We start from the raw sequence: 19,781 nt of genomic DNA, 5'->3' as shown, positions 1-19,781 counted from the left end.
GGGGTCGCGTCGCTCCGCTCGCGAAGGCGGAGAGAGCCGATCCCGACCGAGCCCGTATCGCGGGTCCGAGCCGCACATCGTTCTGTCTCCGCCTGCCTATTCAAGGCTGCATTTCGCGGACCTGTCGAGACGTTTTGCGGCCGCAGCCGCAAGATTGGATCGACACAGAGGGTGTTCTCTCCGGAAGCGTGACGACCGGCCCCATGCACGGCACCGAGCAGCGGTGTCGCCTCCGCTTCACCGACGCAACCTTGACGGAAAAATTCAGTCTCCGGTTGTGATGCGCGCGGGAGAAGTCAACAGAACGAAAGCCTCATCCGCCGGCTGAATCTGACGAAATCAGTCACGAGGCGAGCCTTATTTAATCTTCGTCCCGTACTCCATGTCGCCGTGAGGAGCCGACGGGCCGTGCCTGCCGGGGGCGGGCAGGACCGGGTTCCTCGTCAATCTTGCCCGGGGCATGGCCCGAGGCGACGGAGACGGGACGATGACGAGAGTGTTGCGCAACAGTTCCCTGCTGCTGAAGTCGGCGATCCCGCTGCTGATCATCGCCCTGGTCGCCGTGGGGCTGGTGGCCTACGCGCGCGGCGCCCTGGACGACCTCGCGGGCCGCACGCGGACCCTCGTCGAGGTCCAGGCGACACGTCTGGAGAACGTCCTCAAGCTCCGCGTCTACGTCGGCGAGGCCACGATCCAGAACCGCAACATCATCCTCGCGGTGGACGAGCGCGGGCTGGACGACTTCAGGACCCGCTACGATGCGGCGGTCGCCACGGCCTACGGCGCGGTCGACAAGCTGATCGCCCTCGCCGACACCCCGGAGCGCAAGGCTTCCAACCAGGCCCTGCGCGACCTGATGAAGGGCTACTTCGCGATCGTCGACCGGTCGAACGCCCTCGCCCTCAAGGGCGACCGGGCGGCGGCGAGCCGGATCGCCCAGCAGGAAGGCACGCCGCTGCGGGCGAAGGTGCGCGAGGCCGCGCAGACCCGGATCGACCTGCTCACGGGGGAACTCGCGGCGGCCAAGGCCGGGGCGCAGGCGCAGGCCGACCGGTCGACGCTGGTCCTGATCGTCGCGGCGGCGGTCGGCCTGCTGGCGGCGCTCGCCCTGGCGGCCGGCATCGTCGTGTTCGGCGTCACCCGCCCGCTGGCCAACCTCGTCGGGGTGCTGCGGCGCATGGCCGGCGGCGAGATCGACGCGGCCATCCCGGAAGCCGCGCGCGGCGACGAGATCGGCGCCGTCGGCCGGGCCGTCGAGGCCATCAAGACGATGGTGGCGCGGAAGGCCGCCGAGGAGGCCGAGCGCAAGCAGATCGCCGACGCGGCCGCCGCCGCCGCGCGCAAGCAGGCGATGCTGGAACTCGCCGACGGCTTCGAGGGCGCGGTCGGCGGCATCGTCGGGCAGGTGTCGTCGGCCGCGACCGAGTTGCAGGCCACCGCCCAGCAGATGACCGCCACCGCCAACGAGACCGCCAGCCAGTCGACCACGGTGGCCGCGGCGGCCGAGGAGGCGGCCTCGAACGTCGGCACGGTGGCGGCTGCGGCCGAGGAACTCGGCGCCTCGGTGCAGGAGATCGGCCGGCAGGTGCAGGGCTCGGCGGCGCTGGCCCAGCGCGCGATGGGCGAGGCGGACCAGACGGCCCACCTCGTGCAGGAACTCAACGGCGCGGTCGCCCGGATCGGCGACGTGGTCGGGCTGATCTCGAACATCGCCAGCCAGACCAACCTGCTGGCGCTCAACGCGACGATCGAGGCGGCGCGGGCCGGCGAGGCGGGGCGCGGCTTCGCGGTGGTGGCGAGCGAGGTCAAGGCGCTCGCCGGCCAGACGGCGCGGGCGACCGAGGAGATCGCGGAGCAGATCGGCAAGGTGCAGGCGGCGACGGGCCACGCGGTGGCGGCGATCGGCGGCATCACCGGGCAGATCCGCGAGATCAGCGCGGTGGCGACGACGATCGCGGCGGCGGTGGAGCAGCAGGGCGCGGCGACGCAGGAGATCGTGCGCAACGTGGCGCAGGCCTCGACCGGGACCGCGGAGGTGACGAGCAACATCGCCGGGGTGGCGCAGGCCTCGGACGAGACCGGGGCGGCGGCGAGCCAGGTCCTGGCCTCGGCCTCCGAGCTGTCGCGCCAGTCCGAGGGGCTGACGGTGGAGGTGCACCGCTTCCTCGCCACCGTGCGCGCCGCCTGACGCCGGCCGCCTCCCCGATCCCGGTCCGCGCCGCAGCGGTCCGGGATCGGGCTTTCCCACCCCGTGCCTCGGGATGAGGAGATGAAGGGATGGGAGGATCCGATCGGACCGGGGGCGGTGCCGCCCGGCGGCCTCTCCCCCGCCGGATCCCCGACCCCGGCGGGCGGAGTGAGAATCCCCGGCCCGGACGAGGCGCGGACGGGCGACCGGAACCGGATCCAGCCGAAGCGTGGCCGGACACTTGCGGAACAGGTGCGGAACGTTTAACCTGTTCGTGATTTGTTTCTGCGGTTTCACCGCATCACCGCGAGTCGCCCGCCGATGCTCACGCGCAAGCAGTTGGATCTCCTGCGCTTCATCCAGCAGCGCATGCAGGAATGCGGTGTGCCGCCCTCCTTCGACGAGATGAAGGACGCGCTCGATCTCAAGTCGAAATCCGGGATCCACCGGCTGATCACCGCCCTGGAGGAGCGCGGCTTCCTCCGCCGCCTGCCGAATCGGGCGCGGGCCATCGAGGTGATCCGCCTGCCGGAGACGCTGGGCCAGAGCCCGCAGGCCGCCGCCCAGCCCGCCGCCCCGGAGCCGCGCCGCTTCACCCCGAGCGTGGTCGAGGGCGGGCGCGCCAAGCAGCCCCCGGCCCCACCCCCCGCGGTGGCCGCCGAGGCGCTGCGCGCCGTCTCCATCCCGGTGATGGGCCGGATCGCGGCCGGCACGCCGATCGCGGCGATCCAGAACCAGAGCCACGCCGTCACCCTCTCGCCGGACTTCCTGTCGGGCGGCGAGCACTACGCCCTGGAGGTGCGCGGCGACTCGATGGTCGAGGCCGGCATCCTCGACGGCGACCTCGTGGTGATCCGCAAGCAGGAGACCGCCAACACCGGCGACATCATCGTCGCGCTGATCGACGACGAGGAGGCGACGCTCAAGCGCCTGCGCCGCCGCGGCTCGTCGATCGCCCTGGAGGCGGCCAACCCCGCCTACGAGACCCGCGTGCTCGGCCCCGACCGGGTGCGGATCCAGGGCCGGCTCGTCAGCCTCGTGCGCCGCTACTGAAGCGGCGCGGGGGACGCGTCGCCCGACGCCTCCGGCCCCCCCTCCCCCTCGTTGCTCTCCGTCGGCGGATCCGCCGGCTTCACGACCGCCTGTTCCGGCCGCTCCCGCCACGGCGGCGCCCGGGGGGACGCGCGGGCGTAGGCGGCGGTGAAGCCGTCCGGCCCGGCCCGGAGCGCGGTGGCCCCGTGCGCGGCGAGCGCCCGGCGGTCGATCACCAGCGGGCCGGCGCAGGTCGGTGGCGCGCTGAGCGGGGTGATCAGCACGGCCGCCCGGGCGCAGTCCTCGGGGAAGGCCCGCCGGTCCCGCACCAGCGCCACCGCGCGCCCGTCCGGCAGCCGGGCGGTGCAGCCGAGCCGGTCGCAGCGCGCCCCCGCCTCGGCGACGGCGGAGGCCCGCCGCCCGTCGCCGTCGGCCCGCAGCCACTGCTCCAGCACGAAGGCCGAGGGCCGGCCCAGCGCCTGGAGCCGCCCGTCCGCGCCCCGCACCGCCGCGCCGCTCCCCTGCCGGTCGACGTAGACGTCGTAGCGGGCGGGCAGGGCGGCAAGCGCGAGGCCCAGCGCGGCCGGCGCGAGCGCGAGCCGGCGCAGGCGCGAGACGGGCAGCGTCGCCAGGAGCAGAGCCGCGGCGAGCAGCGCCAGCGCCCCCGTCCCGAAAGCCGGCACGACGACGTTGGCCCGCCCGAAGCCCGCGATCCACTCCGAGATCGCCAGCATGCCGGCCACCGCCCGCCCCATCAGCCACCAGACCGGCCCGTCGAGGGCGAAGGGGTAGGCGAGCACGCCCAGCACTGCGCAGGGCATCACCGCCAGCGAGACCAGCGGCAGGGTCAGCGCGTTGCCCACGAGCCCGAACGGTTGCAGCGTCTGGAAGTGGTAGGTCGCGAACGGCGCGGTGGCGACCTGGGCGACCAGCGTCGTGGCGAGCGTGCCCGCGACCGCCGAGAGGCCGAGCGCGAGCGCGCGGCCGAGCCGCCCCGCCCCCTCCCGGGCGAACAGGCGCCCGTCGATCAGCCGCGCGCAGGCGATCAGCCCGGCCACCGCCCCGAACGACATCTGGAAGCTCGGGCCGAGCAGCCCCTCGGGCTCCCGGGCCAGCGCGACGAAGGCGGCGAGCGCGAGGTTGCGCATCGACAGGGCCGGCCGGTCGACGAGGATCGCGCCCAGCATGATCAGCGTCATCACCAGCGAGCGCTCGGCGGCGATGTCCCAGCCCGAGAAGGCGCAGTAGGCGGTCACCCCCGCCATCGCCGCGAGCGCCGCGATCTTCTTGATCGGCCAGCGCAGGGCGCAGTGCGGCACCAGGGCGAGGATCGCCCGCACCAGCCAGAACACCACGCCCGCGGCCAGCACCATGTGCAGCCCGGAGATCGACACCACGTGGTAGATGCCCGCCGCCCGCAGGGCGTCGTTGGTGCCGGGGGCGATCAGCCCGCGCTTGCCGGTCACCAGGGCGGCGGCCACCGCCCCCGCCTGCCCGCCCCCGCCCTCGGCGATCCGCCGGGTCAGCGCGTTGCGCGCCGCGTCCAGCCCTGCCGCGAGCCGCAGCCGCAGGGGCGCGTCGGGGGCCGGCCGCACGGTGATCGGCCCGACGAGCGAGCCCACCGCGCCGATCCCCTGGAAGTAGGCGTCGCGGGCGAAGTCGTAGCCGCCGGGCCGGGCCGCCTCGGGGGGCGGCAGCAGCCGCGCCTTGGCCGCGATCGCGTCCCCGGGCCGGAGCGGGGGCGCCTTGCGGAACGACACCCGCACCCGCAGCGGCCGGACCTCGGGCGCCAAGTCCCCCAGACTCTCGACCCGGATGACGAGCCTGGCCCCCTCCTCCCGCTCGTCGAGCGCCTCGATCAGGCCGGTGAGCGGGGCGATCGTCGTGCGCGCCAGGACCGGCGCCGCCACGCGATGCACGCGCCACGCCGCCGCCGCGAAGCCGAGGAATCCGGCGGCCAGCGCCAGCGTCAGGGCGAGGATGGCGGGGCGCGTCCCGAGGCGCGGGGTCAGGGCGAGGCAGAGGGCGGCCGCGAGCAGGGGGGCCGGCAGCCAGGGCTGCCCGTCGGCGGCGGCGAAGAACGCGAGGATCCCGGCCCCGAACGCCACCGCGAGCCAGGGGAACAGCCGGCGCTGCTCGGCCTCGCGGGCGAGATCCCGGGCGAGCCCGTCCCGGAGCGGAGACAGGAGCGTCGGCAAGAATGCGGAGAGCGGGGCCGGGCGCGCGCGGACGGGGGCGACCGCGCCCTCCGCCGTCCTCGCGCCGATCCGTTGCATGCCGCGCCGCCGTGCCGGTCCGGGCGAGCCGCCGGACAGGGTTTCTTAACGCATCGCACCGGGCGTGCTACAGCCGCGGGGACGAGCCCGGACGGTCCGCCCCGAGGACCTGGACGCAGAAGGGGCGTGGACTCCGGCCGCACGCCATGACACGCCCCGTCACACGTCCCGCGTCCGTCCCGTGACCCGCCCCGCGGGCCCGTGATGCCGGCGCCCCGCCCGCCACCCGAACGCGCCGTTTCCGCCGATCCGCCCTCCAGCCCGAAACAAGATGTCCGTCGTCACGCGCTTCGCCCCCTCGCCCACCGGCTACCTCCACATCGGCGGGGCGCGCACCGCCCTGTTCAACTGGCTCTACGCCCGCCACCACGGCGGCCGGATGCTCCTGCGCATCGAGGACACCGACCGGGAGCGCTCGACCAAGGGGGCGATCGACGCGATCCTCGACGGCCTGTCCTGGCTCGGCCTCGACTGGGACGGGGACGTGGTGTTCCAGTTCGCCCGCGCCGCCCGCCACCGGGAGGTGGCCGAGGGGCTGCTGGCGGCGGGCCGGGCCTACCATTGCTACGCGAGCGCGGAGGAGCTGGCGCAGATGCGCGAGACCGCCCGGGCCGAGGGCCGGGCGCCGCGCTACGACGGCCGCTGGCGCGACCGCGACCCGTCCGAGGCGCCGGCGAACGTCAAGCCGGTGATCCGCCTGCGCGCCCCGACCGAGGGCGAGACGACCGTCGACGACGCGGTGCAGGGCCGCGTCACCTGGGCCAACCGCGACCTCGACGACCTCGTGCTGCTGCGCTCGGACGGGACCCCGACCTACATGCTCGCCGTCGTGGTCGACGACCACGACATGGGCGTCACGCAGGTGATCCGCGGCGACGACCACCTCACCAACGCCGCCCGCCAGTCGCAGATCTTCCAGGCGCTGGGCTGGGACGTGCCGGCCATGGCCCACATCCCGCTGATCCACGGGGCGGACGGGGCGAAGCTGTCCAAGCGCCACGGGGCGCTCGGCGTCGACGCCTACCGCGACCTCGGCTACCTGCCGAGCGCCCTGCGCAACTACCTCGTGCGGCTCGGCTGGAGCCACGGCGACCAGGAGGTGTTCTCGACCGCGGAGATGATCGCCGCCTTCGACCTCAAGGCGGTGGGGCGCTCGGCGGCGCGGTTCGACTTCGCCAAGCTGTCGAACCTCAACGGGCTCTACATCCGCGCCAGCGCCGACGCCGACCTCGTGGCCGCGATCGAGGCGATCCTGCCGGGGGTCGGGCCGGCGCGCGGGCTCGATGCGCCGCTCTCGGACGACCTGCGGGACAAGCTGACGCTCGCCATGCCCGGCCTCAAGGAGCGGGCGAAGACGCTGATCGAACTCCTCGACAGCGCCTACTACCTCTACGCGGCGCGTCCCCTCCAGCCCGACGACAAGGCGCGGGCGCTGCTCTCGCAGGAGGGCCGCGCCCGGATCGCAGCGGTGCTGCCGGCGCTGGAGGCCCTGCCCGACTGGAGCGCGGCGGCGACCGAGGGGGCGGTGCGCGCCCATGCCGAGGCCGCCGGCTGCAAGCTCGGCCAGGTGGCCCAGCCGCTGCGCGCCGCGCTCACCGGGCGCACCACCTCGCCGCCGCTCTTCGACGTGATGGCGGTGCTCGGCCGGACCGAGAGCCTCGCCCGGCTCGGCGACCAGACCGCCGATCCGCCCGCCGCGTGATCGAAGCGGCGGGCGGATCGGCCGGACCGCGCGGCGCCTGAGCGACGTCCGATCCGCATCGCGCGGCGATCCGTCGGACCGGGTCGGACGGGGATCGGGTCGGCGGCATGAGCCCCGCGCCGGCATCGCGGCGCGGGGCCGTCGGTGCGCTCTCCCGGCGCGCCGCCTCACTGCGCCTTGGCGGGCGCCGCGGTGCCGCTCGCCTCGGAGGCGGCCGTGGTGCCAGTCTTGGCCGTCTTGGCGGCCTGGGGCACGGCGGTCGCGTCGATCACGTCGAAGCGCACGCCGTCCTCGACGCCCTTCAGCGCGGAGTTGGCCTCGTAATACTTGCCGTCCTGGATCAGCTTCGCGGCGTCGTTGACCCCCTGAACGGTCTTGTCGAGGGGCACCACGGCCATCGTGAAGTCGACCTCGATGCCCGCGAGCTTCAGCCGCTCGATCGCGCCCTTGCGGTCGCCCGCCTTGAGATGCTGGTTGGCCTCGTCGATCGCCTTGGCCTGATCCTTGTTCTTCACGACGAAATCGTCGGCCAGCACGAGCTGCGCGTCGACCGGGATCCACTTCGTGGGCTGGGTCGAGGCCGTCTTGCCCGAAGCCGCCTTGGTGTCCGCCTTGGCATCCTTGCCCGCGTCCGCCTTCGGACCGTCGTTGCCCGCCATGTTGGCGGCCGTTCCCATGCCGGCCGGCGACTTCAGGTCGGCCTCGGCCTTCATGAAGGTGGCGTCGTCGGTCTTGGCCTTGTCGAGGGCCGACTGGGCGTGGCTCACGAACATCCGCGCCTGGTCGGGCTTGGCCTCGTAGATCGCGAGCCGCGCGAGGCGGACGTCGCGGTAGGCGGCGATGCCGTCGACCGAGAGCTTGCCGACGGCGGCGTCCACCTGCTTCTGCTGCGCGCTGATGGCGGGGGGCGTCCCGGCCGGGTGCGCGGCGCTGTCCGCGGCCTCGGCGACACCGGCGAGCAGGGTCGTTGCGGCAAGAGCAGCCGCGAGAGTCTTCAGTCGTGTCATGGCAAAATTCCCCATCGTCCGAGATTAGCAACCGAAAATTGCAGCTATCTTCGTGTTTCCCTCGGATCTGTCGGGACAATCGACAGCATTGCCAATCCGTTTCATGAAAAGTGATTAATCTGCCTCACGGAACCGTGTGCGCTCGTGACGCGGGGCGCGGGTGCGGAACCCGCGGCCCGGTTTTCGCTTGGCGGTTCGGGACGGTTGTCACCTCGGGCGGCGCACGCGGGCGTTGCTGTTGCACCGCCGTTTGCGTAACCGGTATCCGTGAGCACCCGCAGCAAAATGCGGGACGCTCCTGTCCGAGGCCGCCTCGGACGGCTCGGGGCCGGCATCCGCCACGTCGCTTGAGAAGGGTCCACGTTCCATGAGCGCAGCCAGCACCATCACCGTGGACGGCAAGGAGATCGAGATGCCGGTGAGATCCGGCACGATCGGGCCGGACGTCGTCGACATCAGCAAGCTCTACGCCAAGACCGGCGCCTTCACCTTCGACCCGGGCTTCACCTCGACGGCCTCGTGCGAGTCGAAGATCACCTACATCGACGGCGACGAGGGCGTGCTGCTCTACCGCGGCTACCCGATCGAGCAGCTCGCCGAGCAGGGCGACTACCTCGAGACCTGCTACCTGATGCTGTTCGGCGAGTTGCCGACCGCCGCCCAGAAGGCCGATTTCGACTACCGGGTCACGCGCCACACCATGGTGCACGACCAGATGAACCGGTTCTTCACCGGCTTCCGCCGCGACGCGCACCCGATGGCGGTGATGGTGGCGAGCGTGGGCGCCCTCTCGGCCTTCTACCACGACTCGACCGACATCACCGACGAGACCCAGCGCATGATCGCCTCCATGCGCATGATCGCCAAGATGCCGACCCTCGCGGCCATGGCCTACAAGTACTCGATCGGCCAGCCCTTCGTGTATCCGAAGAACGACCTCGACTACACCTCGAACTTCCTGCGGATGTGCTACGCGGTGCCGTGCGAGGAGTACGTCGTCAATCCGGTCTTCGCCAAAGCGCTCGACAAGATCTTCATCCTGCACGCCGACCACGAGCAGAACGCCTCGACCTCGACGGTGCGTCTGGCCGGCTCCTCGGGCGCCAACCCCTTCGCCTGCATCGCCGCCGGCATCGCCTGCCTGTGGGGGCCGGCCCACGGCGGCGCCAACGAGGCGGCGCTGAAGATGCTGATGGAGATCGGCAAGCCGGAGAACGTCGCCAAGTACGTCGCCAAGGCCAAGGACAAGAACGACCCGTTCCGCCTGATGGGCTTCGGCCACCGGGTCTACAAGAACTACGACCCGCGCGCCCGCATCATGCAGGCCACCACCCACCAAGTGCTGAAGGAGCTCGGCAAGAACGACGACCCGCTGCTGGAGGTCGCCGTGCAGCTCGAGCAGATCGCGCTCAAGGACGAGTACTTCATCGAGAAGAAGCTCTACCCGAACATCGACTTCTACTCCGGCATCACCCTGAAGGCGATGGGCTTCCCGACCGACATGTTCACGGTGCTGTTCGCCGTGGCCCGCACCGTCGGCTGGATCGCGCAGTGGGCGGAGATGATCGAGGACCCGATGCAGAAGATCGGCCGCCCGCGCCAGCTCTACGTCGGCGCGCCCCGGCGCGACTACGTGGCGGTGGACGCGCGCGGCTGAGCCGCGTGCGCCGCGGTGCGTGATCGGAGGCGGCACGCGGGCCGCCTCCGCCGCCTCGTCGCCCTCGCGCCCATGCCCGATCCGGAAGGCGGCCACGTCCTCCCCCTGCCCTGCCGGCCGCCCTACGACTGGCCGGCGATCCGCGCCTTCCTCGCCGTGCGCGCGATCCCCGGCGTCGAGGTGCCGGACCCGGGCGGCGCTTATGCCCGCACCATCCGCGTCGGCGGCCGACCCGGCCGGCTGACGGTCGCCCCGAGCGGCGACGGCCTCGTCGCCACCGTCTCCGGCCCCGGCCCGGAGGCGCTGCCCGCGGTCGCGGCCCGGCTGCGGCGGGTGTTCGACTGCGACGCGGACCCGGCCGCGGTCGGGCAGGTCCTCGGGCGCGACCCGGACCTCGCTCCGCTCGTCGCGGCGCGGCCGGGGCTGCGCCTGCCCGGCGCCTGGGACCCGTTCGAGACCGGCTGCCGGGCGATCCTCGGCCAGCAGGTGTCGGTGGCGGCGGCGATCCGGCTCGCGGGCCGGCTGGTCGCAGCGTTCGGGACGCCGGCTCCCGATCCCGCCCCGGGCCTGACGCACCTATTCCCGGAGCCCGGGCAGCTCGTCGAGGCCGACGTGGCGCTGGCCCTCAACATGCCCCGGTCCCGCGGCGCCGCCGTGCGCGGGCTCGCCGCGGCCGCGCTCGCCGATCCGGACCTGTTCGCCCCGGCCGAGAGCCTGGAGGCGGCGGTGCTGCGCTTCACCGCCCTGCCCGGCATCGGTCCCTGGACGGCGCAGTACATCGCCATGCGCGCGCTCAAGCTGCCGGACGCGCTGCCGGTCGGCGATGTCGGCCTGCTGCGAGCGCTGGATCGGGGCGCCGGCCGGCCGAGCCCGGCGGGGCTGCTCGCCCGGGCCGAGGGCTGGCGCCCGTTCCGCGCCTACGCCGCCCAGCACCTGTGGGCGGCGGACGAGGCGGGAGGGGCTCAGGCCGGCGCCGCGGCCGCCTCCGGAACGGCCGCCCGGCGCGGCGGCCGCGGCTCGAAGCCCGGGGCGAAGCTGCAACGGTAGACGATCTCGTCCGGCGCCCCGAGCCCGGTGACGAGCGGCACCGTCACCGTGTCCCCGGAGAAGCGCCAGCCGCGGCTGCCCTTGTCCCAGTACAGCCAGACGCTGCCGGGATGGCCCCGCAGCGTGAACACCGCCGCCTTGCGCGACAGCGCCTGGACCGTGCGCGGCGCGTACAGGCCCTTGGCGGCGTAGGCCGCCCGGGTCGCGTCGGACTGGCGGTCGACGAAGGTGTTGCGCACCACCTGGATCGTCGCCCCGGGCTTGCCGAGGAAGCGCTTGAACGCGGCCAGATTCCGCAGGGCGACCGCCATCGCAGGTCTCCTCGCTTGCCGGTGCGGCGCCGGAATGCGCCCGATGTCCATCACATGGGCGATGCGGATGCTGATTTCTGTGACCGTCCGCGGCCGAACGAGGCGATTATCAACAGCTTCGACAGGTTATGCCCAGTCGATGCACCCGAACGCGGCGCGCGACCCGGAGACTCTGCCGGCGCGCGGCCCGCCCCGCGGGAGCGGACGGGCGCGGACTTGACCCGCGCCCCGCCCTGGCGTGGTGTCGGCCCATGCTGCTCCAGTTCTTCACCGGCCTGCGCGAGGCGAAGGTCCCCGTCACCCTGAAGGAGTACCTGACCCTGCTCGGCGCCCTCGACCGGGACCTTCCGGAGAAGCGCGTCGAGGAGTTCTACTTCCTGTCGCGCACCGCGCTGGTGAAGGACGAGGCGCATCTCGACCGGTTCGACCGGGTGTTCGGCACCGTGTTCAAGGGCCTGGAGACGGTCGGCGAGGCGGTGGAGCCGGCGGCGATCCCCGAAGAGTGGCTGCGCAAGCTCGCCGAGAAGTACCTGACCGACGCCGAGAAGGCCGAGTTGAAGGCGCTCGGCTGGGACAAGCTGTTCGAGACCCTGAAGCAGCGGCTCGCCGAGCAGAAGGGCCGCCACCAGGGCGGCTCGAAATGGATCGGCACCGGCGGCACCTCGCCCTTCGGCGCCTACGGCTACAATCCGGAGGGGATCCGCATCGGCCAGGACGGCAACCGCAACTTCCGCGCGGTGAAGGTCTGGGACCGGCGCGACTTCAAGGACCTCGACGACGACCGCGAGATCGGCGCGCGCAACCTGCGGCTGGCGCTGCGCCGCCTGCGCCGCTTCGCCCGCACCGGCGCGGCGGACGAGCTCGACCTCGACGGCACGATCCGCGCCAGCGCCCGGCAGGGCTACATCGACGTGCGGATGCGGCCGGAGCGGCGCAACGCCGTGAAGGTGCTGCTGTTCCTCGATGTCGGCGGCTCGATGGACTGGCACATCGAGCAGGCCGAGGCGCTGTTCTCGGCGGCGCGCTCGGAGTTCAAGCACCTCGCGCACTACTACTTCCACAACTGCGTCTACGAATCGGTCTGGACCGAGAACGCCCGCCGCCACGCGGCGCGCACGCCGCTGGCCGACGTGATCCGCACCTACGGCAGCGACTACCGGGTGGTGTTCGTGGGCGACGCGTCCATGAGCCCCTACGAGATCGCGGTGCCGGGGGGCTCGGTGGAGCACTGGAACGAGGAGCCGGGCGCCGCCTGGATGCAGCGGCTGCTCGACCACTTCCCGAAGGCGGCGTGGCTGAACCCGGTGCCGCAGACGCACTGGGGCTACACGCAGTCGATCGGCATGATGGGCCGCCTGTTCGGCGGCCGGATGTTCCCCCTCACCCTGGACGGGCTCGACGCCGCCGCCCGCGCGCTGGTGCGGTAGAGCCCCCGGGCCGCGTCAGGCCGGGCGCGCCGCCCCCACCGGCACCGCGCGCCGCGCCGCGTCCCGGCGCAGGGCGGTCAGCACGATGAACATCAGCGCGCAGCCGACCGCGAGGCAGGCCGAGAGGAAGAACATCGGCACGAGGTTGCTCTGGGTCTGGTCGCGGATGAACGGCACCACGTTCTGCGCGATGAACCCGCCGAGGTTGCCCACCGAGTTGATCGCCGCGATCCCGGCCGCCGCCGAGGCGCCCTTCAGGAACGAGCCGGGCATCGACCAGAACACCGGCTGGGCCGAGAAGGTGCCGGCCGCGGCCACGCACAGGCAGGCGAACTTCACCGCCGCGCCGGGCAGGACCACGCTGAGCGCCAGCGCCACCGCGGCGATCAGGCCGGGGCCGACCACGTGCCAGGTCAGCGCGTTGCCGCTCGCCCCCGTCCGCGCCGCGTGCCGGGGCACCCACCACAGCGCCGCCGCGGTGATGATCCACGGGATGATGTTGATGAAGCCGTTGGCGAGGTTCGACACGCCGAAGCTCTTCACCACCGTCGGCAGCCAGTAGCTCAGGCCGTAGGCCGAGAGCGGGAAGGCGATGTAGACGCCGGCCAGCATCAGCACCCGCTTGTCGAGGAGCGCGGCGAAGGGGTTGCCGTGGTCGGCGTGGCCGCCGTCCGCGCGCTCGCTCTCGATGGTGCGGGTGAGCCACGTCTTCTGCTCCGGGCTGAGCCAGGGCGCGGTGGCGGGTCCGTCGGGCAGGATCCGCAGCACGATCACCGCCAGGATCACCGCCGGCAGGCCGGTGGCCAGGAACACCCACTGCCAGCCCTGGAGGCCCCAGATCCCGTCGAGTTCGAGCAGCGCCCCGCCGATCGCCGCGCCGATCGCGTTGGCGAAGGCCGAGGCGATCATGAACCAGCCGATCATCCGCGCCCGGTGCGCCTGCGGGAACCACAGGGTCATCGCGAACAGCACGCCGGGGAAGAACCCGGCCTCGGCCACGCCGAGCAGGAAGCGCAGGGTGTAGAACATCGCCGTGCTCGTGGTGAAGCCGAGCAGGATCGTGACGATGCCCCAGGTGAACATGATCCGCGCGAACCAGCGCCGGGCCCCGACCTTCTCCAGGAAGACGTTGGCCGGCACCTCGAACAGGAAGTAGCCGAGGAAGAACAGCGACGCGCCGAGCCCGTAGGCGGTCTCGCTGAGGCCGAGGCTGCCGACCATCTGGAGCTTGGCGTAGGAGATGTTCTGCCGGTCGATGTAGGCGATGAGGTACATCAGGCCGAGCAGCGGCATCAGCCGCAGCGTCACCGTGCGGACCGTGCTCTCGCCGAACGCGTCGACCGGGGTCCCGGCGGCCGGGTCCTGGCTGGGGGGCGGCTGCATCGCCATCGGGCGTATCCTCGCGCGTTCTTGTCGGGTGCGTCCGCGCGGGACGGACCCTCTTGCACGTGTGGATTGAGCCCCCCGTGCTCAACGTGCAAGGGCGAGCAGCCGGTCGCAATCGACATGCGCCGCGATGTGTCGCGCGAGGCCGTCGAGCGCCGACTCGACCCCGGCCTCGTAGGACGCGCCGTCCGAGGCCGCGCCGAGGCGGGCGAGCCACGCGGCCCGCTGCCGGTCGTCGGCGAACAGGCCGTGGACGTAGGTGCCGAAGACGCGCCCGTCGCCCGAGACGGCCCCGTCCGCGCGCCCGTCGGCGAGGCGCAGGAGCGGCCGGCCCGCGTCCGGCCCGCGCGTCTCCCCGATATGCATCTCGTAGCCGGAGAACGGCGCCCCGTCCGGCAGGCTGATGCCGGTCACCGCCTCCAGGCGCTTGTCCGGGCTCATGACCGTCTCGACGTCGAGCAGGCCGAGGCCGGGCACGGTCCGCGGGGCGCCCTCGATCCCGTGCGGGTCGGCGAGCGTCCTGCCGAGCATCTGGTAGCCGCCGCACAGCCCCAGAACCCGGCCGCCGCGGCGCACATGCGCGGCGAGGTCCACGTCCCACCCTTCCGCGCGGAAGGCGTCGAGGTCGTCGATCGTGGTCTTCGAGCCCGGCAGCAGCACCAGGGCCGCCTCCGCCGGGATCGGCTCGCCCGGGCGCACCAGGGTCACCGCGACGCCCGCTTCCGCCCGCAGCGGGTCGAGGTCGTCGAAATTGGCGATGCGCGGCAGCACCGGCACCGCGATCGTCAGCGCGCCGGCCCCCCGCTCGGAGCCCGCGAGCCCGAGCACGTCCTCCGCCGGCAGCCGCGCCGCGTCCGCGAAATGCGGCACGAGGCCGAGCGCCGCCCAGCCGGTCTTCTCCGCGATCAGCCGCATCCCGTCCGCGAACAGGCTCGGATCCCCCCGGAAGCGGTTGACGAGGAAGCCGGCGATCATCGCCGCGTCCTCCGGGTCGATCACGGCCTTCGTGCCCACGAGGCTCGCGATCACCCCGCCCCGGTCGATGTCGCCGACGAGCACCACCGGCGTGTCGGTGGCGCGGGAAAAGCCCATATTGGCGATATCGCCGGCCCGCAGATTCACCTCCGAGGCCGAGCCCGCCCCCTCGACCAGGACGAGGTCGGCCTCCGCGCGAAGTCGCGAAAAGCTCTCCAGCACGGCCGGCATCAGGCGGGGCTTCCAGGCCTGGTAGTCGCGCGCCTTGACGGTCGCCACCATCCGGCCCTGCACCACCACCTGCGCGCCGACCTCGCTCTGGGGCTTGAGCAGCACCGGGTTCATGTGAACGGACGGGGCGACCCGCGCGGCCCGGGCCTGGAGCGCCTGGGCGCGGCCGATCTCGCCGCCGTCGGCGGTCACGGCGGCGTTGTTCGACATGTTCTGCGGCTTGAACGGGCGCACCCGCAGACCCCGCTCCGTGAAGGCGCGGGCGAGCCCGGCGACGATCAGCGACTTGCCGACATCGGAGCCGGTGCCCTGGATCATCAGGGCTCTCGTCGGACGCGGGCTCAGAACTCGATCCCCTCCTGCGCCTTCACGCCGGCCGCGAAGTGATGCTTGAGGCTGCCCATCTCGACCACGAGGTCGGCGGCCTCGATCAGGGGGGCCTTGGCGTTGCGGCCGGTGACGACGACGTGCAGGTCCGGCCGGCGCGCCCGCAGGGTCTCCACCACCTGGGCCAGGTCGAGGTAGTCGTAGCGCAGGGCGATGTTCGCTTCGTCGAGGATCACGAGGCGGATGCTCGCGTCGGCCATCAGCCGCTGCGCCACCTCCCAGGCGTGGCGGCAGGCGGCGACGTCGCGGGCCTTGTCCTGCGTCTCCCAGGTGAAGCCCTCGCCCAGCGTGTGCCAGACCACCCGGTCGCCGAAGGCCGCGACCGCGCGGCGCTCGCCGGTGTCCCAGCCGCCCTTGATGAACTGCACCACGCCGACCCGCCAGCCGCGCCCGAGCGCCCGCAGCATCAGCCCGAGCGCCGCCGTGGTCTTGCCCTTGCCGGGGCCGGTATGGACGATCAGCAGCCCCTTCTCGATCGTCTTGGCCGCCACCTCGGCGTCCTGCACCGCCTTGCGCCGCTCCATCTTGGCGCGGTGGCGCTCCGCCTCGTCGGGCGTGTGGGTCTCGGGGGTATCGGTCTTATCGGTCTCGGAGGCGTCGGTCATGGCGTGGCTCCCGGTTTCACGACGAGGGGCAGGCCGGCCACGGTGAGCACGACCCGGTCGGCGAGCCGCGCCAACCGCTGGTGCAGACGCCCAGCCTCGTCGCGGAAGCGGCGGGCGAGCGCGTTCTCCGGCACGATCCCGAGCCCGACCTCGTTGGCCACCAGCGCCACCGGCCCCGGCGCCGTCCGGCAGGCCGCGGCGAGCGCCTCGCTCGCGGCGGCGAGGTCGGCCTCGGCGAGCATCAGGTTGGTGAGCCACAGGGTCAGGCAATCGACGAGCACGGGCCCCTGCGCCTCGGAGAGCGCCTCGGGCAGCGCCAGGGGCACGTCCCGCGTGCGCCACCCCGCCCCGCGCCGGTCGCGGTGGAGGGCGATGCGCTCGGCCATCTCGGCATCGAAGCTCTGGGCGGTGGCGAGGTAGAGCCACGGCCCTGGGCAGGCCTCGATCACGCCTTCCGCGTAGGCGCTCTTGCCGGAGCGCGCCCCGCCGAGGACGAGGGTGAGGCGGGGCGGGGTCTGCGGCATCCGCCTCCTTTGCCCGCCCCGCGCCCCGCGGTCAAAGAGCCGGTTGGCAAAGCGCAGGTTGGCAAAGCGCAGTTTGCCCCGCCCCGGCGGTTGCCCGGCGGCCCCCGGCCGACTATAGAACCCGGGCCCCGCCCGAGCGCCCTTCGTCTAGCGGTCCAGGACGTCGCCCTTTCACGGCGAAAACACGGGTTCGATTCCCGTAGGGCGCGCCAATAAAATCAATGCTTTAGCCGGATTTTATTGGCGCGGCGGCCCAATAACCCCAACTTCGGCCCAAAAAGCGCTGCGGCGGTTTTCGGCCACGCGGGGTTGGGGTCGCGGCTTGAGGCCGCGCCCCTCGCCCCTACCTCGCGAGAGCGACAGCCTCGATCCGCTGCCGTGGGGAGGGGCCGATGCGCGTGCTGATGGTGGGCTACGAGCCGGAGGCGGTCGACTTCTCTGACCCTGCCCTGCCGCCTGGGCTGAACGCCGAGAAAATCCACGCCGGGATCGCGGTCGCGCTGGAGGATATGCGCAACCGCGGCTGGGCGGCCGAGCAGTTCTTCGTGCGGCCCGATGACCAGGCCGGCCCGATGCTGAAGCAGATGCTCACGTCGGGTTCCTACGACTGCCTCGTGATCGGCGCCGGCATTCGCGGCTGGCCGCGGCATCTGCCGGTGTTCGAGGCCCTCATCAACGCGGCCCGGGAGGCCGCGCCGACTATGCCGATCGGCTTCAACACGCGGCCCGATGACAGCGGCGACGCCGTCACGCGGGTGTGTGGCGCAAAGGGTTCCTGACCGGGCCCTCTCCCCTCACCGGCATCCAAAGAGCATGACGCTGACGGTACCGGGCAAGTTGAACATCAGGACCGCCTCAAACCCCTTGAGTAGGAGATCACGAGGATGCCGAGTGCCGGTGCGATGGCTTTGCCCGAAGCAGCGGACAAGCGGCTTTTGCCCGAGTTAGTATTTTGTCTTTGCGCCGCAGTTGGAACTGATACCGGCGAAGTAACTGACGCCATTTCAAGCGAGCTGAGATCAGTTGGCTATGAGCCGGTGCCGATCCGATTAAGTCAACTAATGTCCGAACTTCCGGGCTTCGAGCATCTTTCTGATATAGTCCCAGAAGATCAGCGCATTCGTGCCGGCATGGATGCTGGCAACGAGATAAGAAAAAAGATGAAAGCAAATGAAGCCGTCGCCATATTGGCTCTTGGAGCAATTCAAAGCCATCGCGCCGATTGCAATGCAGACAAAGACGTTACGGTTCCCGCAGAAGGAAAGTGTTTTATAATAAGCTCTCTTAAAAGAAGCGAAGAAATTGAGATGATAAGGAAGCTGTTTGGTCAGCGCTCCTATCTAATTTCTGTATATGAACCCAGGCAAGCCAGGATCGAAAATTTATGCCGCAAGATTGCCCGCAGTAGGCAAATACTGAATGAGGATGCATATGTGGATGACGCGTCCACACTTATCGATATTGATCAAAAAGAAAGATCAAGCAATACGGGCCAAAGACTTGAAGATGTATTTCCCCTCGCCGATTTTTTCCTCAAGGCGGGCCCACAGCTTCGGACCGACGCCCGTAGGTTCGTGCAGCTGGTTTTTGGGGCGCCATATATTACCCCGACTTCGGACGAATTTTTAATGTTTCAGGCGAAGGCCACTGCTCAACGATCAGCCGACCTCTCTCGACAGGTCGGTGCCATCATTGCAACCGAGCGCGGCGAAATATTAGCTGCCGGCTGCAATGAAGTTCCAAGAGCTGGTGGCGGTGTAAATTGGGATGATGTAGCAAATACCGACCTGGATTATAGAGATTACAAAATTGGATACGACTCAGCCGCGAACACAAAAATGGAGATCGTTTCCGATGTTTTTGAGGAACTCAAGAAGGCGGGTTGGCTAAATGCAGATATTGCCGATGAAACACCGGAAACGCTAGCCACTAGAGCCCTTTTCGAGGGCACGCGACCTCTGGCCGGCACAATGGTTGCCAGCCTCCTAGAGTTCGGTCGCATCGTGCACGCCGAGATGGCTGCAATTTGCGACGCTTCGATGAGGGGCGTTAGCGTCAAGGGGGCAATTCTCTTCTGTACAACTTTCCCCTGCCATATGTGCGCCCGGCACGTCGTGGCCGCGGGCATCTCAAGGGTGGTGTACATAGAACCATACCCGAAAAGCCGAGCAAAGAAGCTTTATCGCAGAGCTATACAAGTAGACGAAGATAGGGAGGCAGACCCAAACGCTGTCAAGTTCGATGCATTCGTGGGGGTATCTCCAAGTCGATTTCTAGATTTGTTTAGTTTCGTACCTAGAAAGGATGAGCGGGGCTACGCTCTCGCTCCGACGGCGCCACAAACTGGACCTAAGGGCGTCGCGTTTGCGTCTCTCGCTTCGGAACTTGAGGCCACCTATCTCGCTTCCCTCAAGCGTCTCGAGCGGCTAGAACCGGAAAGTGAACCTTCGCGAGGAGAGCGGGATGACCAGCCCACGGCCACCGTCGCGAATGATGGCGCTCGCGGATAAGGCGGATACCCGCACCTCATCCTGGACGCCTTCAAAGCAGGCTTTTGCTCAGCGTGTGATGAACGCCAGCCGGCCCGGTTCAAATCAGCCTTCCGGCGCGTCTCCGAGCGGCAAGGCGCCCAAGGGAAGTGACCGCGGCTGACATCGGTCCGCTTGGAAAGCCCCTGCCCGCCTGAGCCGCCGGATCTCACCACATAGCTGGCGGGCATAGGCCTGAGCACGCCCCCCCGCGCGGCCGGAAGCCTACAGTTGAACGCTCGCCCATGCTGAAGCGAGCCACTGCATGCCCAGAACCGCCGCCCGCGTCACCCAGGCCCACATCGCGCGCGCCATCCGGGCCATGCGTGCCGCCGGCGTCCCGAACGTGCGGGTGCGGCTCACGGAGGACGCGGTGATCGTGGAGGCCGACCTGCGGGACCCGGAAGACCCGGAAGGGCGCCGTATGGAGGACGAGCCGGAGAAGGTCTTCGTGTGCTGATCGGGAGAGCGCCGGCATGCTCATGATGCCGGCGTGCC

General features: G+C 71.0%; 16 protein-coding genes and 1 tRNA gene. 10 read left to right on the top strand and 7 right to left on the bottom strand.

Features of this window, described 5'->3' with window-relative positions; all coding sequences use genetic code 11:
- Positions 1 to 487: 487 nt before the first annotated feature.
- Both Q8W71_RS15670 and lexA read left to right on the top strand, forming a co-directional pair.
- Complete coding sequence (locus Q8W71_RS15670; RefSeq protein WP_305526313.1) at positions 488 to 2,188, top strand: methyl-accepting chemotaxis protein; 1,701 nt, start codon at positions 488 to 490, stop codon at positions 2,186 to 2,188.
- 321 nt (positions 2,189 to 2,509) lie between these two features.
- Positions 2,510 to 3,241 (top strand): transcriptional repressor LexA, encoded by a 732-nt coding sequence (lexA, locus tag Q8W71_RS15665; protein WP_305526312.1) that lies wholly within the window; start codon positions 2,510 to 2,512, stop codon positions 3,239 to 3,241.
- Here the strand turns inward: lexA and Q8W71_RS15660 are convergent.
- Positions 3,235 to 5,496: a ComEC/Rec2 family competence protein gene (locus tag Q8W71_RS15660; RefSeq protein ID WP_305526311.1), complete on the bottom strand. Its 2,262-nt coding sequence runs from the start codon at positions 5,494 to 5,496 to the stop codon at positions 3,235 to 3,237. The two genes, lexA and Q8W71_RS15660, sit on opposite strands and share 7 nt — an antisense overlap.
- A gap of 271 nt (positions 5,497 to 5,767) precedes the next feature.
- On the opposite strand from Q8W71_RS15660, the gene gltX reads away from it, so the two are divergent.
- Positions 5,768 to 7,198 (top strand): glutamate--tRNA ligase, encoded by a 1,431-nt coding sequence (gene gltX / locus Q8W71_RS15655; protein ID WP_305526310.1) that lies wholly within the window; start codon positions 5,768 to 5,770, stop codon positions 7,196 to 7,198.
- A 167-nt stretch (positions 7,199 to 7,365) separates the two neighbouring features.
- Here gltX and Q8W71_RS15650 read toward each other — a convergent pair whose 3' ends face one another.
- The gene (locus Q8W71_RS15650) at positions 7,366 to 8,205 is read right to left on the bottom strand and encodes a YfdX family protein (protein ID WP_305526309.1); all 840 of its coding nucleotides are present in this window, start codon (positions 8,203 to 8,205) and stop codon (positions 7,366 to 7,368) included.
- A 367-nt stretch (positions 8,206 to 8,572) separates the two neighbouring features.
- Here Q8W71_RS15650 and gltA point away from each other — a divergent pair, with 367 nt between their 5' ends.
- Positions 8,573 to 9,862: a citrate synthase gene (gltA, locus tag Q8W71_RS15645; protein ID WP_305526308.1), complete on the top strand. Its 1,290-nt coding sequence runs from the start codon at positions 8,573 to 8,575 to the stop codon at positions 9,860 to 9,862.
- Positions 9,863 to 9,934: 72 nt separating this feature from the next.
- A complete protein-coding gene (locus Q8W71_RS15640; RefSeq protein ID WP_305526307.1) occupies positions 9,935 to 10,909 on the top strand; it encodes a DNA-3-methyladenine glycosylase family protein in 975 nt (324 codons plus the stop codon).
- On the opposite strand, the gene Q8W71_RS15635 is transcribed toward Q8W71_RS15640, so the two are convergent.
- The gene (locus Q8W71_RS15635) at positions 10,825 to 11,220 is read right to left on the bottom strand and encodes a hypothetical protein (RefSeq protein WP_305526306.1); all 396 of its coding nucleotides are present in this window, start codon (positions 11,218 to 11,220) and stop codon (positions 10,825 to 10,827) included. The genes Q8W71_RS15640 and Q8W71_RS15635 overlap by 85 nt on opposite strands.
- A gap of 251 nt (positions 11,221 to 11,471) precedes the next feature.
- On the opposite strand from Q8W71_RS15635, the gene Q8W71_RS15630 reads away from it, so the two are divergent.
- On the top strand, positions 11,472 to 12,647 hold the full coding sequence (locus tag Q8W71_RS15630; RefSeq protein WP_305526305.1) for a vWA domain-containing protein: 1,176 nt from the start codon (positions 11,472 to 11,474) through the stop codon (positions 12,645 to 12,647).
- A 15-nt stretch (positions 12,648 to 12,662) separates the two neighbouring features.
- Here Q8W71_RS15630 and Q8W71_RS15625 read toward each other — a convergent pair whose 3' ends face one another.
- From Q8W71_RS15625 to cobU, 4 genes are all read right to left on the bottom strand, one after another.
- Entirely contained in the window at positions 12,663 to 13,940 is a 1,278-nt protein-coding gene (locus Q8W71_RS15625) for an MFS transporter (RefSeq protein ID WP_305526339.1), read from the bottom strand.
- Positions 13,941 to 14,117: 177 nt separating this feature from the next.
- Positions 14,118 to 15,557 carry a cobyric acid synthase gene (locus Q8W71_RS15620; RefSeq protein ID WP_305526304.1) on the bottom strand — a complete coding sequence of 480 codons (1,440 nt, stop codon included), beginning with the start codon at positions 15,555 to 15,557 and terminating at the stop codon, positions 14,118 to 14,120.
- A gap of 23 nt (positions 15,558 to 15,580) precedes the next feature.
- The gene (gene cobO, locus Q8W71_RS15615; RefSeq protein WP_305526303.1) at positions 15,581 to 16,231 is read right to left on the bottom strand and encodes a cob(I)yrinic acid a,c-diamide adenosyltransferase; all 651 of its coding nucleotides are present in this window, start codon (positions 16,229 to 16,231) and stop codon (positions 15,581 to 15,583) included.
- Entirely contained in the window at positions 16,228 to 16,755 is a 528-nt protein-coding gene (cobU, locus tag Q8W71_RS15610) for a bifunctional adenosylcobinamide kinase/adenosylcobinamide-phosphate guanylyltransferase (protein WP_305526302.1), read from the bottom strand. Before cobU ends, cobO begins: the two co-directional genes overlap by 4 nt.
- 136 nt (positions 16,756 to 16,891) lie before the next feature.
- Here cobU and Q8W71_RS15605 point away from each other — a divergent pair.
- The 4 genes from Q8W71_RS15605 to Q8W71_RS15590 all read left to right on the top strand — a co-directional run bounded on the left by Q8W71_RS15605 (position 16,892) and on the right by Q8W71_RS15590 (position 19,743).
- A tRNA-Glu gene (locus tag Q8W71_RS15605) sits at positions 16,892 to 16,967 on the top strand.
- A 180-nt stretch (positions 16,968 to 17,147) separates the two neighbouring features.
- Complete coding sequence (locus Q8W71_RS15600) at positions 17,148 to 17,534, top strand: NADPH-dependent FMN reductase family protein (protein WP_305526301.1); 387 nt, start codon at positions 17,148 to 17,150, stop codon at positions 17,532 to 17,534.
- A 105-nt stretch (positions 17,535 to 17,639) separates the two neighbouring features.
- The gene (locus Q8W71_RS15595; RefSeq protein WP_305526300.1) at positions 17,640 to 19,265 is read left to right on the top strand and encodes an anti-phage dCTP deaminase; all 1,626 of its coding nucleotides are present in this window, start codon (positions 17,640 to 17,642) and stop codon (positions 19,263 to 19,265) included.
- Positions 19,266 to 19,548: 283 nt separating this feature from the next.
- Positions 19,549 to 19,743: a hypothetical protein gene (locus Q8W71_RS15590; RefSeq protein WP_305526299.1), complete on the top strand. Its 195-nt coding sequence runs from the start codon at positions 19,549 to 19,551 to the stop codon at positions 19,741 to 19,743.
- The last annotated feature ends 38 nt before the right edge of the window (positions 19,744 to 19,781 follow it).

The organism is Methylobacterium amylolyticum (assembly GCF_030700245.1).
In the GTDB taxonomy this organism is placed as follows: domain Bacteria; phylum Pseudomonadota; class Alphaproteobacteria; order Rhizobiales; family Beijerinckiaceae; genus Methylobacterium.
Note: the sequence above shows the minus strand (reverse complement) of the source record. Positions and strands in the feature narration are given on the sequence as shown.

Bases quoted from the DNA above. Each gene is read 5' to 3' on its own strand.
- Q8W71_RS15670 (WP_305526313.1), top strand. From the start codon at position 488: ATGACGAGAGTGTTGCGCAACAGTTCCCTGCTGCTGAAGTCGGCGATC.
- lexA (WP_305526312.1), top strand. From the start codon at position 2,510: ATGCTCACGCGCAAGCAGTTGGATCTCCTGCGCTTCATCCAGCAGCGC.
- Q8W71_RS15660 (WP_305526311.1), bottom strand. From the start codon at position 5,496: ATGCAACGGATCGGCGCGAGGACGGCGGAGGGCGCGGTCGCCCCCGTC.
- gltX (WP_305526310.1), top strand. From the start codon at position 5,768: ATGTCCGTCGTCACGCGCTTCGCCCCCTCGCCCACCGGCTACCTCCAC.
- Q8W71_RS15650 (WP_305526309.1), bottom strand. From the start codon at position 8,205: ATGACACGACTGAAGACTCTCGCGGCTGCTCTTGCCGCAACGACCCTG.
- gltA (WP_305526308.1), top strand. From the start codon at position 8,573: ATGAGCGCAGCCAGCACCATCACCGTGGACGGCAAGGAGATCGAGATG.
- Q8W71_RS15640 (WP_305526307.1), top strand. From the start codon at position 9,935: ATGCCCGATCCGGAAGGCGGCCACGTCCTCCCCCTGCCCTGCCGGCCG.
- Q8W71_RS15635 (WP_305526306.1), bottom strand. From the start codon at position 11,220: ATGGCGGTCGCCCTGCGGAATCTGGCCGCGTTCAAGCGCTTCCTCGGC.
- Q8W71_RS15630 (WP_305526305.1), top strand. From the start codon at position 11,472: ATGCTGCTCCAGTTCTTCACCGGCCTGCGCGAGGCGAAGGTCCCCGTC.
- Q8W71_RS15625 (WP_305526339.1), bottom strand. From the start codon at position 13,940: ATGCCGCTGCTCGGCCTGATGTACCTCATCGCCTACATCGACCGGCAG.
- Q8W71_RS15620 (WP_305526304.1), bottom strand. From the start codon at position 15,557: ATGATCCAGGGCACCGGCTCCGATGTCGGCAAGTCGCTGATCGTCGCC.
- cobO (WP_305526303.1), bottom strand. From the start codon at position 16,231: ATGACCGACGCCTCCGAGACCGATAAGACCGATACCCCCGAGACCCAC.
- cobU (WP_305526302.1), bottom strand. From the start codon at position 16,755: ATGCCGCAGACCCCGCCCCGCCTCACCCTCGTCCTCGGCGGGGCGCGC.
- Q8W71_RS15600 (WP_305526301.1), top strand. From the start codon at position 17,148: ATGCGCGTGCTGATGGTGGGCTACGAGCCGGAGGCGGTCGACTTCTCT.
- Q8W71_RS15595 (WP_305526300.1), top strand. From the start codon at position 17,640: ATGCCGAGTGCCGGTGCGATGGCTTTGCCCGAAGCAGCGGACAAGCGG.
- Q8W71_RS15590 (WP_305526299.1), top strand. From the start codon at position 19,549: ATGCCCAGAACCGCCGCCCGCGTCACCCAGGCCCACATCGCGCGCGCC.